Annotated in this window: 17 protein-coding genes; 8 read left to right on the forward strand and 9 right to left on the reverse strand. The window is 73.5% G+C overall.

Translation table 11 applies throughout. The features are described 5' to 3' along the window. Window positions 1-36 precede the first annotated feature (36 nt). The 3 genes from ACFOSY_RS21010 to ACFOSY_RS21020 all read right to left on the reverse strand — a co-directional run bounded on the left by ACFOSY_RS21010 (window position 37) and on the right by ACFOSY_RS21020 (window position 2516). Entirely contained in the window at window positions 37-744 is a 708-nt protein-coding gene (locus ACFOSY_RS21010; protein ID WP_394309149.1) for a ribonuclease H family protein, read from the reverse strand. A 30-nt stretch (window positions 745-774) separates the two neighbouring features. Then, the gene (locus ACFOSY_RS21015) at window positions 775-1569 is read right to left on the reverse strand and encodes a VOC family protein (protein WP_394309151.1); all 795 of its coding nucleotides are present in this window, start codon (window positions 1567-1569) and stop codon (window positions 775-777) included. A 461-nt stretch (window positions 1570-2030) separates the two neighbouring features. Next, the gene (locus tag ACFOSY_RS21020; protein WP_394309153.1) at window positions 2031-2516 is read right to left on the reverse strand and encodes a VOC family protein; all 486 of its coding nucleotides are present in this window, start codon (window positions 2514-2516) and stop codon (window positions 2031-2033) included. A 236-nt stretch (window positions 2517-2752) separates the two neighbouring features. On the opposite strand from ACFOSY_RS21020, the gene ACFOSY_RS21025 reads away from it, so the two are divergent. Both ACFOSY_RS21025 and ACFOSY_RS21030 read left to right on the forward strand, forming a co-directional pair. Beyond that, window positions 2753-3406 (forward strand): ATP-dependent Clp protease proteolytic subunit, encoded by a 654-nt coding sequence (locus ACFOSY_RS21025; RefSeq protein ID WP_394309156.1) that lies wholly within the window; start codon window positions 2753-2755, stop codon window positions 3404-3406. After that, window positions 3406-4008 carry a ClpP family protease gene (locus ACFOSY_RS21030; RefSeq protein WP_394309158.1) on the forward strand — a complete coding sequence of 201 codons (603 nt, stop codon included), beginning with the start codon at window positions 3406-3408 and terminating at the stop codon, window positions 4006-4008. Before ACFOSY_RS21025 ends, ACFOSY_RS21030 begins: the two co-directional genes overlap by 1 nt. A gap of 35 nt (window positions 4009-4043) precedes the next feature. Here the strand turns inward: ACFOSY_RS21030 and ACFOSY_RS21035 are convergent, their stop codons facing one another. Beyond that, window positions 4044-4490 (reverse strand): helix-turn-helix domain-containing protein, encoded by a 447-nt coding sequence (locus tag ACFOSY_RS21035; RefSeq protein WP_394309160.1) that lies wholly within the window; start codon window positions 4488-4490, stop codon window positions 4044-4046. 244 nt (window positions 4491-4734) lie between these two features. Here ACFOSY_RS21035 and ACFOSY_RS21040 point away from each other — a divergent pair, with 244 nt between their 5' ends. Beyond that, complete coding sequence (locus ACFOSY_RS21040; RefSeq protein ID WP_394309162.1) at window positions 4735-5622, forward strand: SigB/SigF/SigG family RNA polymerase sigma factor; 888 nt, start codon at window positions 4735-4737, stop codon at window positions 5620-5622. 99 nt (window positions 5623-5721) lie between these two features. Here ACFOSY_RS21040 and ACFOSY_RS21045 read toward each other — a convergent pair whose 3' ends face one another. Next, window positions 5722-6177, reverse strand: coding sequence for an ATP-binding protein (locus ACFOSY_RS21045; RefSeq protein ID WP_394309164.1), 456 nt, complete (start codon window positions 6175-6177; stop codon window positions 5722-5724). Between the two features lie 142 nt (window positions 6178-6319). On the opposite strand from ACFOSY_RS21045, the gene ACFOSY_RS21050 reads away from it, so the two are divergent. From ACFOSY_RS21050 to ACFOSY_RS21060, 3 genes are all read left to right on the forward strand, one after another. Next, window positions 6320-6877, forward strand: a complete 558-nt coding sequence (locus ACFOSY_RS21050) for a PRC-barrel domain containing protein (protein ID WP_394309166.1) — start codon at window positions 6320-6322, stop codon at window positions 6875-6877. Then, window positions 6874-7281, forward strand: a complete 408-nt coding sequence (locus ACFOSY_RS21055) for a PRC-barrel domain containing protein (protein ID WP_394309168.1) — start codon at window positions 6874-6876, stop codon at window positions 7279-7281. Before ACFOSY_RS21050 ends, ACFOSY_RS21055 begins: the two co-directional genes overlap by 4 nt. A gap of 137 nt (window positions 7282-7418) precedes the next feature. Next, window positions 7419-8678: a streptophobe family protein gene (locus ACFOSY_RS21060; protein ID WP_394309170.1), complete on the forward strand. Its 1260-nt coding sequence runs from the start codon at window positions 7419-7421 to the stop codon at window positions 8676-8678. A 13-nt stretch (window positions 8679-8691) separates the two neighbouring features. On the opposite strand, the gene ACFOSY_RS21065 is transcribed toward ACFOSY_RS21060, so the two are convergent. Together ACFOSY_RS21065 and mgrA are read right to left on the reverse strand one after the other, a co-directional pair. Further along, the gene (locus tag ACFOSY_RS21065) at window positions 8692-9102 is read right to left on the reverse strand and encodes a hypothetical protein (protein WP_006133772.1); all 411 of its coding nucleotides are present in this window, start codon (window positions 9100-9102) and stop codon (window positions 8692-8694) included. A gap of 372 nt (window positions 9103-9474) precedes the next feature. Continuing rightward, a complete protein-coding gene (gene mgrA / locus ACFOSY_RS21070; RefSeq protein ID WP_394309173.1) occupies window positions 9475-10467 on the reverse strand; it encodes an L-glyceraldehyde 3-phosphate reductase in 993 nt (330 codons plus the stop codon). Window positions 10468-10606: 139 nt separating this feature from the next. Between mgrA and ACFOSY_RS21075 the strand changes: the two genes are divergently transcribed. Both ACFOSY_RS21075 and ACFOSY_RS21080 read left to right on the forward strand, forming a co-directional pair. Beyond that, complete coding sequence (locus ACFOSY_RS21075) at window positions 10607-11503, forward strand: LysR substrate-binding domain-containing protein (RefSeq protein ID WP_394309175.1); 897 nt, start codon at window positions 10607-10609, stop codon at window positions 11501-11503. Window positions 11504-11517: 14 nt separating this feature from the next. After that, complete coding sequence (locus ACFOSY_RS21080; protein ID WP_394309177.1) at window positions 11518-12033, forward strand: mycothiol transferase; 516 nt, start codon at window positions 11518-11520, stop codon at window positions 12031-12033. Here the strand turns inward: ACFOSY_RS21080 and ACFOSY_RS21085 are convergent. Continuing rightward, the gene (locus ACFOSY_RS21085) at window positions 12015-13094 is read right to left on the reverse strand and encodes an adenosine deaminase (protein WP_394309179.1); all 1080 of its coding nucleotides are present in this window, start codon (window positions 13092-13094) and stop codon (window positions 12015-12017) included. The two genes, ACFOSY_RS21080 and ACFOSY_RS21085, sit on opposite strands and share 19 nt — an antisense overlap. A 68-nt stretch (window positions 13095-13162) precedes the next feature. Continuing rightward, entirely contained in the window at window positions 13163-13555 is a 393-nt protein-coding gene (locus ACFOSY_RS21090) for a VOC family protein (RefSeq protein ID WP_394309181.1), read from the reverse strand. Window positions 13556-13597 lie beyond the last annotated feature (42 nt).

Raw genomic sequence — 13597 nt, forward strand, 5'->3', positions numbered from 1 at the left:
CCCCGGGCGGGCCGGGCCCGCCCGCTCACCGACGGCTCAGGCGCCGACGGCCGTGCGGCACTCGGGGTGGCCCCAGCCCTTGTCGTTCTTGGCGATGGGCTCACCGGCCGCGTACGTCCGTCCGCACGGGCAGCGGCCGGAGAACTTGGCCTTGATGGTGCGGGAGGAGCCCCCGGACTTGCGTGCGGGCCTTGTGCCGCCCGTGGAGCGGCGGGAGGAACCGCCGCCGGACGGGCGCGGGACGGACGGCGGCGGCTCGGGCGAGCCCTGTGCGCTGCCCGCGTCCTGCTGGGCGGAGGCCGCCTGGCTGGCGGCGCGGTCGGCGAAGTCGTTGAGCCGGTCGCCGTCGACCTGGTGGGCGGGCACGTAGCGGAAGTCGACCGAGCGGTCCTGGAGCAGCCCGTCGATGCGGACGACGAGCTCCTGGTTGGCGACGGGCTTCCCGGCGGCGGTGCGCCAGCCGTTGCGCTTCCAGCCGGGCAGCCAGGTGGTGACGGCCTTCATGGCGTACTGCGAGTCCATCCGCACCTCGAGCGGCACGGCGGGGTCGGTGGCCGCCAGCAGCCGCTCCAGGGCGGTGAGTTCGGCGACGTTGTTGGTGGCGGTGCCGAGCGCGCCGGCCTCCCAGCGGTCCGGCGTCCCGGAACCGTCCGCGATCACCCAGGCCCAGCCGGCGGGCCCGGGATTTCCCTTCGAGGCCCCGTCGCACGCGGCCACCACACGTTCACCCATGCGCCCGATCATGCCACGGCCGGGCGGGTGTCCCGGTCCCGCTCAGCCGACGGCGGTGGTCCCGGGCATCTCCCCCGAGGTGGTGCTGAGGTCGATGACCGAGAAGTTGGCGCCCTGCGGGTCGCCGACCGCCGCGAACCGGCCGAACGGCGAGTCCACCGGCCCGAACCGCAGCACCCCGCCGCGCTCGGTCCCCCGCGCCACCGCGGCGTCGCAGTCGTCCACGGCGAAGTAGACGTTGATGTACGGCGGCACCTCGGGCGGGAAGTCGTCGGTCATCCGCATCCGGCCCAGGACGGTGCGCTCCCCCAGGTGGTAGAGGCGGAAGTCCATCTCGCCCTCGAGCTGCTTGGAGCGGTAGGGGAAGACGGCCGGGAAGAACGCGTCGGACTTCTCCGGCTCGCGGGTGAAGATCTCCGCCCAGCAGTACGCGCCCGGCGTCTCCGTCGCCTGGAACCCCTCGTGGGTGCCGGCCTGCCACACGCCGAAGACGGCCCCGCCGGGGTCGCGGGCGAGACACATCGTGCCGTAGTCGGCGACCTGGATGGGGTCCATCAGCAGGTCGCCGCCGTGGTCGCGGATGCGGGCGGCGGTGGCGGAGGCGTCCTGGGCGGCGAGGTAGAGGCACCACTGCGAGGTGCCCTCCTGGCCGGGCATGGGCGGCACGACGGCGGCCACGGCCTTGCCGTCGGCGTACGCCTGCGTGTAGCCGCCCTGACCGGGCGGCGTCTCACCGAAGGTCCAGCCGAGGACGTGCCCGTAGAAGTCCTTGGCCGCGTCGAGGTCGTCGAACACGGCGTCGGCCCAACAGGGGGTCCCTTCGGGTGGTACGGCCATGACTACGGCCCTCCCGGTCACGGGTGCTCGGTCCTCTCCTCACGCTAGCCACGGCGGAGGCGCCCCGCGCGGCGGACGCCTCCGCCGCGCGGGGCGGACGCGCCTCGGGCGGGGCGTGCGCCCCAAGCGAGCCGGGCGCCGCCGCGGGCGGACCGGACGCCGCTCCGCGCCCACGAGGTGCCGCCGCGCCCACCCGTGCCGCCCCAGGCGGCACGCATGCCCGCGGCTAGCGCGGACCGAACACCCCAGCGGGGCGGACGGTGACCTGAGCCGCGCGGGTGAGCCAGGCCGCGCGGTGACGCGGGGCGCGCGCACAGGCGAGCCGGATGCCGCCGCGGGCCGGCCGGGACGCCCCTCGGCGCTCACGAGGTGCCGCCGCGCCCACCCGTGCCGCCCCAGGCGGCACGCATGCCCGCGGCCGGCGCGGGCCGGACGGTGGCCCGCGTCCGGTCCCGGCGGGGTCACGCCTGGCCCGCGTACGCCCTCTCCAGTTCCGCGATGTCCAGCTTGCCCATCGTCATCATGGACTTCAGGGCGCGGTCGGCCTTCTCGCGGTCCGGGTCGCCGATCATCTGGGTGAGCCGTTTGGCGTTGACCTGCCAGGAGACGCCGTAGCGGTCCTTGAGCCAGCCGCAGGGACCGTGCTCGCCGCCGCCCTCGACCAGCTTCTCCCAGTAGTGGTCGATCTCCGCCTGGTCGTCGCACTCGAGCTGGAAGGAGATCGCCTCGTTGAACGTGAACTCCGGCCCGCCGTTCAGGGCGACGAACTTCTGCCCGTTGGCCGTGAACTCCACGGTGAGCACGGTGCCCTGCTCGCCGGGGACGGCGCCGGTGTTGCGGACGACCTCGCCGAGCTTGGAGTTGCCGAACACGGAGACGTAGAACTGCGCCGCCTCCTCGGCCTGGCCGTCGAACCACAGGCAGGTGGTGAATCCGTCGGTGTCCATGAGTACCTCCCGGGTGGGGCGCCCCTGGTGGGAACGCGGTCACCGGTGCAGACCGCCCGCGGCGGCGGAACTCATCGGCGGTGGGGCACTTCGGCCGTCACGGCCCGCCCGGGGCCGCTCTGCCCTGGGCGAATCTGCCGCGGGCAGAGATTCCCCCGGCGGGGCCCGCGCCGCGCCGACAGTGGACGCACACGGCCGTCCGGCCGTGCTCCGACCAGTGATCCACGGGAGCGTCCATGTCACCCTTCACCGCCGGCCCGCGGCCGGCCCCGCCCCGCGCGGAGGACGGCGACACCCCGCCGACCCGCTTCGACGACCACCTCGCGGCCCAGCTGCTCGCCCAGCGGATCGTGCTGCTCGGCACCCAGGTCGACGAGGTGTCCGCGAACCGGGTGTGCGCGCAGCTGCTGCTCCTGTCCGCCGAGGACCCGCGCACCGACATCAGCCTGTACGTCAACAGCCCCGGCGGCTCGGTGCACGCCGGGCTGGCCATCTACGACACGATGCGGCTGATCCCCAACGACGTCTCCACCCTGGCCATGGGGTTCGCGGCCAGCATGGGACAGTTCCTGCTCTGCGTCGGCGCGCCCGGCAAGCGCTACGCCCTGCCGAACGCGCGGATCATGATGCACCAGCCCTCGGGCGGCATCGGCGGGACCACCGCCGACATCGAGATCCAGGCGGAGAACCTGGAGTACACCAAGCGGACCATCGAGCGGATCACCGCCGAGCACACCGGTCAGACCCCGGAGACCATCTCGCGGGACGGCGACCGGGACCGCTGGTTCACGGCCGAACAGGCGCGTGCGTACGGGATGGTCGACCGGGTGCTGGACTCGCTGGACGACGTCCGCCCGGCGGCCACGCGACCGAGGATGGGGCTGCGCTGATGGGGACGTACACGATTCCGAACGTCGTCGAGCGCACCGCGCGCGGCGAGCGGTCCTACGACGTGTTCAGCCGGCTGCTGGCCGAGCGGATCGTCTTCCTGGGCACGGAGATCGACGACGGCGTCGCCAACGTGGTCGTCGCGCAGCTGCTGCACCTGGAGTCGGAGGCGCCGGAGAGCGAGATCGCGGTCTACCTCAACTCCCCCGGCGGCTCGTACACCTCGCTCATGGCGATCTACGACACGATGACGTTCGTGCGGGCCCCGATCTCCACGTTCTGCGTGGGGCAGGCGGCGTCCACGGCGGCCGTGCTGCTGGCCGGCGGGGACCCGGGGCGGCGGTTCGTGCTGGAGCACGCGCGCGTGCTGCTCGGCCAGCCGGCCGCCGGCGGGATGCAGGGCACGGCGTCCGACCTGTCGCTGCGCGCGAAGGAGATGACACGGATCCGCGCGCAGGTGGAGGAGGTGCTGGCCCGGCACACGCACCACGACGTGGCGACCCTGCGGGCGGACATGGACCGCGACAAGGTGTTCACCGCGCAGGAGGCCGTGGCGTACGGCCTGGCCGACGAGGTGCTGACCCGGCGTCCGGCTCTGCTCTGAGCGGCCGCCGGGCCGTGCGCCTCGTCCCGCTCCGCTCAGGCGGCCAGGCAGAGCCCGTCGTGCGCGGAGCCGCCGCGCACGGAGCCGTTCCGTACCGGGCCGCCGCGCACGGAGCCGGCGGGGACGGCGGAGCGGCGTGACGTGACCCGGACCAGCTCCGCGTGCGTGCGGGCCAGCAGGTCGCCGAGGCCCAGGCCGAGCGCGCCGGCGGCGGCCGCGAGGACCTCCGATGAGGCCTCCTTGCGGCCGCGCTCCACCTCCGACAGATACGGCATCGAGATCCGGGCCTCGTCGGCGACGTCCTTGAGGGTCCGCTCCTGGGCCTGCCGCTCCTTGCGCAGCACGTCGCCGACGAGGTGCCGCCACAGCGGCTCTCTGGGCGCGGCGACGGGCGGGGCCGGCGGGCCGGAGGCGGCGGGGCCGGGCCGACGGCCGGGTCGCAGGGGAATGACGCGGGCTTCGTTCGGTGCGTGATCGGTCACGTCCTCAGCCTAGGAATCCCGCTCCCGCGGACAAGGGAGCGGGATTCCGCCCTGAGTGAAGCCGGAAAGTGAACGTAATCCCTCCGCTTTTCTGCGCCTCGATGGTGCCGTGCCGCACCGGCGGCCGTACCATCGGACGACAGGCGTGACGACCAGTCGACAGAACGACAGGCATAGGTCCGCGGAACCGGGGCATCCGGTGTCCTGGTCTCGTGGCAGCCATGACGTTCGTGGGGAGAGGGCAATGAGCACCGCCGTGTTCCGGTCGCAGGAGCGGACCGTCGACGGGCACACCGGCGCCGACGGCGGAGGCGAGGACCTTCGCACTCCCGGCGACCCGCGCGCCGTCGCGCCCCGCGACGCCCGCGAGCTCTCCCGGCAGTTCTTCCGGCGCCTCGCGGAGCTGGAGGAAGGCACCCGCGAGTACCAGTACGCGCGCAACACGCTGATCGAGATGAACATGTCCCTCGTGCGCTTCGCGGCCGGGCGGTTCCGCGGCCGGGGCGACGACATGGACGACGTCGTGCAGACCGGCATGATCGGTCTGATCAAGGCCATCGACCGGTTCGAGCTGTCCCGCGAGGTCGAGTTCGCCTCCTTCGCGCTGCCGTACATCGTCGGCGAGATCAAGCGCTTCTTCCGTGACACCACGTGGGCCGTGCACGTCCCGCGGCGGCTCCAGGAGCTGCGCGTGGAGCTGGCCAAGGCCCGCGAGGAGCTGTCGAGCCGGCTGGACCGCGAGCCCACCGTCGCCGAGCTGGCGACCCTGATGAACATCAGCGAGCAGCAGGTGATCGAGGGGCAGATCGCCGCGAACGGCTACAACTCCTCCTCGCTGGACGCCGCGCTCACCGGGGACGGTCCGGAGCAGGGCGAGAGCGTCCTCGCCGACTTCATCGGCGTCGAGGAGGAGCGGCTGGCGCTGGTGGAGGACTTCCACGCGCTGGCCCCGCTGATGGCGGAGCTGAGCGACCGGGACCGCGAGATCCTGCACATGCGGTTCGTCGAGGAGGCCACGCAGGCGGAGATCGGCGAGCGGCTGGGCTGCTCGCAGATGCACGTGTCCCGGCTGATCAAGCGGATCATCACCCGGCTGCGGACCGGCATGCTCGGCGAGCTGGGCTGCGTCTGAGACCGCGTCCGAGGGCCGCCGCCGGGACGGCAGCCGAAGGCGCCCCTGACGGGTCCGGGCCGTTGAGGGGCGCTGCTGGGAGAAGCGGTCGCGTGCGGTTCAGCCGCTGCCGAGGTCGATCACCGCGCGGACGCGTTTGCCGACGGGTACGCGCTCCACGCCGACGTCCCGCGCGAGCGCGCGCACGATCTCCAGGCCGTGGCGTCCGATCCGCCGCGGGTCACGGGGGAACACGCGGGGCAGGGTGCCGTTGCTGTCGTAGACGGCGACCGTGAGCGTGGCGTCCGTGCCCTCCAGCTCCAGGATGTACGGCCCGTCGCTGTGCCGGTCCGCGTTGGTGACCAGTTCGCTCACGACCAGGAGCACGGCTCCTTCCGCCTTGGCGTCGACCGTGGCGCACCACTCGGTCCTCAGCTGCTCGAGGAACTGCGCGGCGAAGTGCCGCGCCTCGGCGATGCACCCCGGCTCGCCGGTGAAGTGTGCCGCCCGCCGCAGCGGTTCCACGGGCACGTCGAAACCAGTCGGTATCACTACCCCGTCCAAGCGATAGGTCATGCGTTTCCCTCTGCGACGCCGGGTGGGCCGGACGATCCGCACCGGTCCTGGTACCCCGGGTCGGCCGGGGCAGTCCCACTGATCGGTGTTCGGCTTCCCCGTGAGGGAACCCGGTATTCCTGACCGGCGCGAAGGGGCCGCCATGACCGCGCTGACGACCGTACGGAGCCTGACGACACTGCCCGTGGTGACGCTGGGCGGGGACGCGGTGGCGCACGTGCGCGACACGGTGTTCGACACCTCCGCCCGGCGGATCGCGAGCTTCACCCTCTCAGGGCCGTCCATGCTGTCCGGGCCGCTCGCCCGGGACCTGCCCTGGCCCGCGGTGCACTGCCTGGGCCCCCGGGCGGTCATGGTCCGCGACGAGGGAGCGCTGTGCGCGCTGTCGCCCGGGGCCCGGCGGGACGCCTCACTGGGGCGGCTGCTCGGGGCGCAGGTGGTGACCGACGACGGCGACCCGGTGGGCGCGGTCCTGGACGTGCTGGTGGAGGGCGGCATCAGCGGCCGGATCGTCGCCTTCCGGCTGGCCGCGCACCGGCAGCTGGTGCACGGCACCCGGCACCACCGGCACCAGGTGTATCTGCCCGGGGGCGAGGCCCTGCGCATCACCGGCCGCACCCTGGTGGTGCCCACTCACGTGACGGCGTACGTCAGCGACGACCTGCCCGCCTTCGTGGCACGGGGCGGTGCGCCGTCGTGACGCTGTTCTCCCAGGTGACCGGGTTGCCGGTGGAGGCGGCCGGGGGCGGCGGGCGGCTCGGCGAGGTGCGGTCCCTCGTGGTCGACGTGGCGTCGGGACGGGTCACGCACGCACGCATCCGCCGCGGACGCCTGCGCCGGGACGCGGTGGTGGCCTGGCCCGACCTGCGCGCGACCGCTCACGGCCTGCGCGCGGTACGCCCCACCACCGACGCGCCCGCCACCCCCGACCTGATCGGCGCCGAGGCGCTCACGGAGTGCGGCGAGGAGCACGGCACGGTCCTGGACGCGGAGTTCGACCCGCTCACGGGCCGCCTGACCACGGTACTGACAACCCACGGCAAGGTCCCAGCACCCCACCTCCTGGGCCTGGGCAACCACGCCCTGATCGTCGAGGACGTCTGACAACGCGCCCCAAAGGGGCGCGGGGAACTGCGCGACCAGCCCCCACCCACCCGCGCGGACACTGCAGCCCGACCACCCCACCCCGCAGACGGCCCTCTCAGCGGGCGCCCAACGCGCCCGCTGCTTAGCGTGCACACGTGAGCGCCCACTCCCCCTCTCCCCCGCGTTCCCCCCTCCACAACTGGCTCGCGGCCCTGGCCGCGGTGATCGCCTCACTGGCCGCGATGGCCGTCATAGCGACGCTGGGGCTCTGGGCGGCCGGCGCCGCGGACCTCCCGGAAGGCGCCTTCGCCCCAGTCCTCGCCGCCGTCCTCGTCCTCGCCGTCGGCGGCACCGTACGCCTCTCCGGGGACGCCGGCGGACTGGCCGGCACGGAGGGCGGCCTGACGGTGATCCCCCTGTCCGTCACCCTCACCGGCGCCCTGCTGCTCGGCTGGTGCTTCCTGCGCCCCCTGCACCGCCGCACGGTGATGGGCGCACCCGGGCTGGCGGCCTGGGCGGCGCGCATCGCCGTGGTGTGGATCCTCGCCGTGCTCGGTCTGGCCCTGGCCGCGCGGCGCACCTTCGAGGTGTCCCTCGGGGACGATCTGCTCGGCGACCTGGGCGAACTGTTCGGGGTGACTCCGACGGTCGGCTTCGCCGCGGACGTGCTGCCGACCGTGCTGATCGGCCTGGTGTGGCTGGCGGGCGTACTGCTGGTGGCGCTCCTTGTGTCGCACGGCGCGCCGCTGCCGCCGGAGCTGATGCGGTTCCAGGCGGGTGCGCGGCCCGCGGCGCGTGCGACGCTGGGGCTGTTGCTCGTCACCGTGGCGGTGGCGCTCGGCGTCGCGCTGGCGGTGGCCGCCACCCGGGGACACCCGGCCGAGACGTTCGCGGTGATTCTGCTGGGGCTGCCCAACGTGGCATGGCTCGGGCTGACGGTCGGGCTGGGGGCGACCTGGGAAGGCAGGGTGGAGGGCCCGTTCGGGCTGCCCATGCCGCGGGTGCTGGACGAGGTGCTGCGCGCCCCGGAGGTCTCCGAGTTGAACCTGGGTGCGCTCGCCGACCACGACGGCGCCCGCTGGTGGTGGCTGCTGGTGATCGCCGCCGTCCTGGTCCTGGCCACGGCCTGCTCCATGGCGGCCACGTCCCCCGCGCGCGTGCCGCCCTGGCAGCATGCCCTGCGGCTGGCGGTGGCGCTGGCCCTGGCGGTGCTGACGGTCGGGCCGACGGCCCGCGTCTCCGCGCGGATCGGCCTGTCGGTGCTGGGCATCGGCGACCTGGGCGAGGGGCTGACCGGGCAGGTGCTGCTGGAGCCGCGGCTGTGGAGTGCGCTGGGGCTGGCCCTGCTGTGGGGCCTGGTGACGGGCTTCGCGGGCGCGTGGGCGGTACGGTTCCTGCGACGACGAAGGCAGTGAGACGCGGTGCGGCTCAGGCGACCGGGACGCCGAGCACCCGCGCGGCCCGCTGCATCCGCAGGGCGTCGACGGATTCGGCGAGCAGTTCGTACTCCGTGGTGTCGTCGCCGGTGGCGACCCGCACCATCCGTCCGGCGGCGAGCGCCTCGGCGACTTCCTCCTGCCGCTCGAGGTCACCGCACCAGGTGCGCAGCACGGTAGGCACGTCGGGGACGCCCTCGGGGACGGGGACGAGCGCGCCCGGGGGTAAGTGCTCGGCGTCGGGCTGCGGGTCGAGGCGCTCGGCGATCCACAGGGCGCGGTCGCGCAGCCACCAGAGGGCGAGCGCGAGGGTCGGGGCGCGGTAGGTGCCCAGGGGCACCCCGATGCGCCGGCCGTCGCAGACCCCGTACGCCGTGACGTGGCACAGGAATTCGTCGTGCACGTTCCCTCCCCCGCTGCGTGCTCGCCCGCCGGTTCCGGGCCGGCTGCCCGCTCCGTGGCTCGCGTGCTGTGCGTGAGGGCGCCGTCGCTCGGTGTGAAGCGCTCTCGTTGTCGAGTATGTTCACCGCTGAAACACTGTCACCATGTGTTTCCGGCCAGTCTCCTGGCATATGCAGGGCCCGTCCTGGCCGAAACGACGCGGGTGTGCGCGTCGTACGAGGTGACCGGCGTGCGGCCGTACGCGAAGGCCGTACCCGAAGCCGTGTCCGAAGGACGTACGCGAAAGCCGTACCCGCAGAGGGAAGCGCGCCCGCCGGCGCGAACGCGGCCGGCCGCCGCCCCGGGTGGGGACGGCGGCCGGTGGCGGATGCGGCTACTGCTTGACGATCGCGTCGATCCGCGCCAGCTCCTCGTCGGAGAAGTCGAGGTTGCGGGTGGCGGCGACGCTGTCCTCCAGCTGCTGCGGGCTGCTCGCGCCGACCAGCGCGGAGGTGAGACGGCCGCCGCGCAGCACCCACGACAGGGCCATCTGCGCGAGGCTCTGGCCGCGGGCGGACGCGATGTCGGCCAGCGCGCGCAGCCGGCCCACCAGCTCCTCGGTGAGGGCGTCGGTGTTCAGGAAGGGGCTGTCGCTCGCGGCGCGGGAGTCCTCGGGGATGCCGTCGAGGTAGCGGGAGGTCAGCAGGCCCTGCTCCAGCGGGGAGTAGGCGATGGAGCCGACCTGGAGCTCGTCGAGGGCGTCCATCAGGCCCTCGTCCTCCGGGCGGCGGTCGAGCATCGAGTAGCGCGGCTGGTTGATCAGCAGCGGGGTGCCCAGCTCGCCGAGGATGCGGGCGGCCTCGCGGGTCTGCTCGGCGTTGTAGTTGGAGACGCCGACGTAGAGCGCCTTGCCCTGCTGCACCGCCGTGTGCAGGGCGCCCATCGTCTCCTCGAGCGGGGTGTCCGGGTCGAAGCGGTGCGAGTAGAAGATGTCGACGTACTCCAGGCCCATGCGGCTCAGGCTCTGGTCCAGCGAGGACAGCAGGTACTTGCGGGAACCCCATTCGCCGTACGGGCCCGGCCACATCAGGTAGCCGGCCTTGGTGGAGATCACCAGCTCGTCCCGGTACGGCGCGAAGTCGGCCTTGAGCGCCTCGCCGAGGGCGGTCTCGGCGGCGCCGGGCGGCGGACCGTAGTTGTTGGCGAGGTCGAAGTGGGTGACGCCCAGGTCGAAGGCGCGGCGCAGGATGGCCCGCTGGGTCCCGGCCGGGCGGTCGGGACCGAAGTTGTGCCACAGGCCGAGCGAGAGCGCGGGGAGCTTCAGGCCGCTGCGTCCGGTGCGCCGGTAGGGCATGTCCGCGTAACGGTCGGGGTGTGCGGTGTACAACGCGACTCCAGAGGGGTTGGCACACGTCTTGACGTTGGTCGTGGCGGTTCGTCGGACCGCCGGGTCCACTCTGTCGTGACCTGCGGGGAGTGGTCCAACAGAAGAATCCGATGGAATTCAGCGGCTACGCTTCTCAATCATGGAACTGCGTCATCTCCAGCATTTCGTGGCCGTCGCCGAGGACCAGCACTTCACCCGTGCGGCGGAGCGGCTGATGGTCTCCCAGTCGGGCCTGTCGGCGTCCATCCGGGCGCTGGAGCGCGAGCTGCAGACGCCGCTGTTCGTGCGGACCACCCGCCGGGTGACGCTCACCGAGGCCGGGCGGGCGCTGCTCGCGGAGGCCGAGCGCATCCTGGCACAGGTGCGGGCCGCGCACGAGGCGGTGGCCGCCGTGCAGGGGGTGCTGCGCGGCACCCTCGCGGTCGGGACGGAGCAGTGCATCGCCGGGGTGAACGTGGCGGAGCTGCTCGCCGCGTTCCGGCGCCGCCACCCGGACGTGGAGATACGGCTGCGGCAGTGGGGCTCGGCCGCGCTCGCCGAGGAGGTCGCGGCCGGACGGCTCGACCTCGCCTTCGCCTACCGCACCAACGCCGACCCGGACCAGCTGCGCACCGTGCCGCTGACCGGCGAGCCGATGACGGTGCTGTGCCACCCCGGCCACCGGCTCGCCCGCGCCGGCGCGCCGCTCACCCCGCGTGACCTGGCCGACGAGGTGTTCGTCGACTTCCACCCCGACTGGGGGCCGCGCCGCGCCACCGACGCGGCGTTCGCGCTCGCGGGCGTACGGCGCACGGTGGCGCTGGAGGTGAACGACGTGCACAGCCTGCTCGACCTGGTCGACGAGAACCTGGGCGTCGCGGTGGTGCCGCGCCACTTCCGCCACAAACGCCCCTCGCTCACCGACCTGCCGCTGAAGGACACCGGCGAGGCGGCCTACGAGACGGTGGCGCTGGTGCCGTCGCCGCGGGCCACGAGTCCGGCGGCGCGGGCGCTGATGGAACTGCTGGACACGGGGGCGCGTGACGCCGGAAGGTGAGCGAGTCTGGAGGCATGCATGCCAAGGACATCCTCATCGACGGCTACGGCCGCGTCCGGGAAGAGGTGCACGCCGCCGTCGGGGGCCTCGGCCCCGACGAGCTCGCCGCGCGGCCCACGCCGGAGGCCAACAGCATCGCGTGGCTGGTGTGGCACCTCACCCGGATCCAGGACGACCATGTCGCGGACGCCTTCGGCCTGGAACAGGTGTGGCGGGCGGAGGGCTGGGACAAGCGGTTCGGTCTCGGCCTGCCGCGCGGCTCGACCGGGTTCGGGCACACCCCGGCGCAGGTCGCCAAGGTGCGCGTCGACTCCCCCGACCTGCTGACCGGCTATCACGACGCGGTCCACGCACAGACCCTGGGCGCGCTCAGGACGCTCACCGCGAAGGACCTGGAACGCGTCGTCGACGAGAACTGGGACCCGCCGGTCACCCTGGGCGTGCGGCTGGTCAGCGTCCTGTCCGACGACCTCCAGCACGTCGGACAGGCCGCCTACGCCCGCGGGCTGCTTCAGAGCGCGGCGTCGTAACCCGGCAGGATCACGTCCCGGATCAGCGCGACGCGCTCGTCGTACGGCAGGAACGCGCTCTTCACGGCGTTCAGGGTGACCGTGCGCAGGTCCTCGGCACTCCAGCCGGCCCGCTCCACCAGCAGGGTCATCTCGCGGGTCATGGTGGTGCCGGAGACCAGGCGGTTGTCGGTGTTGACGGTGACGCGGAAGCCGAGGTCCTTCAGCGGGGTGATCGGGTGCTCGGCGATCGAGGTCGCGGCGCCGGTCTGGAGGTTGGAGGTGGGGCACATCTCCAGGGCGATGCGGCGGTCGCGGATCCAGGAGGCGAGCCGGCCCAGCTTGCCGCCCGCGAGGTCCGGGATGTCCTCGGTGAGGCGCACGCCGTGCCCGACGCGCTGGGCGCCGCACACCTGCACGGCCTGGTGGATGCTGGGCAGGCCGTGGGCCTCGCCGGCGTGGATGGTGAACGGCACGCTCTCGCGGCGCAGGTGCTCGAAGGCGGCGAGGTGGTCGGCGGCCGGGAAGCCGTCCTCGGCGCCGGCGATGTCGAAGCCGACGACGCCGGCGTCCCGGAAGGCGACGGCCAGGTCGGCGGCCTCACGGACCCGGTCGAACATCCGCATGCCGCACAGCAGCGTGCCGACCCGGACGGGCGTCCCGGCGGCGGCCGCCTTGGCCATGCCGGCGGCCAGCCCCTCCTGGACGGTCTCCACGACCTCGGCCAGGGTGAGCCCGCCGCGGGTGTTCAGCTCGGGGGCGTAGCGGACCTCGCCGTAGACGACGCCGTCGGCGGCGAGGTCGAGGACGTACTCCTCGGCGGTGCGCAGCAGGCCCTCGCGGGTCTGCATCACGGCGAGGGTGTGCTCGAAGGTGGCGATGTAGCGGACCAGGTCGCCGGAGTTCGCGGCCTCCACGTACCAGGCGGCGAGCTCGTCCGGGTCGGTGGTGGGCAGGGTGTGCCCGACGGACTCGGCCAGCTCCACGACCGTGGCCGGCCGCAGGCCGCCGTCGAGGTGGTCGTGCAGGACCGCCTTGGGGAGGCGGCGGATCGTGTCGGCGTCTATGCGCGTAGATGACATGGCGGGCGGTTCCTCGGCGTGTGGTTCGGTGTGGTGGGTCGCTGTGGATCTCGGTGGGTCGCGGCGGATCAGACGGCGGGCTGGAGCAGGTCCCAGCGGTTGCCGTAGAGATCCCGGAAGACGGCGACCGAGCCGTACGGCTCGTGGCGCGGCTCCTCCAGGAAGGTCACCCCGGCGGCGGTCATGCGGGCGTGGTCGCGGGCGAAGTCGTCGGTGTGCAGGAAGAAGCCCACACGTCCGCCGGTCTGGTCGCCCACCCGGGCCCGCTGCTCCTCGCTCACGGCGCGGGCCAGCAGCAGTGCGGCGCCGGTCTGCCCGGAGCCCGGCTCGACGACGACCCAGCGGCCGCCGTCCGGCCGGGGCGCGTCCTCGGTGAGCCGGAAGCTGAGGGCCTCGGTGTAGAAGCGGATCGCCTCGTCGTAGTCGTGGACGACGAGGGTGACCAGGGCAATGCGTCTCATCGTCACCTCTCGCAGGGGTTGACCGGAGAGGTTATACGTAAA

The sequence above is a fragment of the Streptomyces lusitanus genome (assembly GCF_042647945.1).
In the GTDB taxonomy this organism is placed as follows: domain Bacteria; phylum Actinomycetota; class Actinomycetes; order Streptomycetales; family Streptomycetaceae; genus Streptomyces; species Streptomyces pseudogriseolus.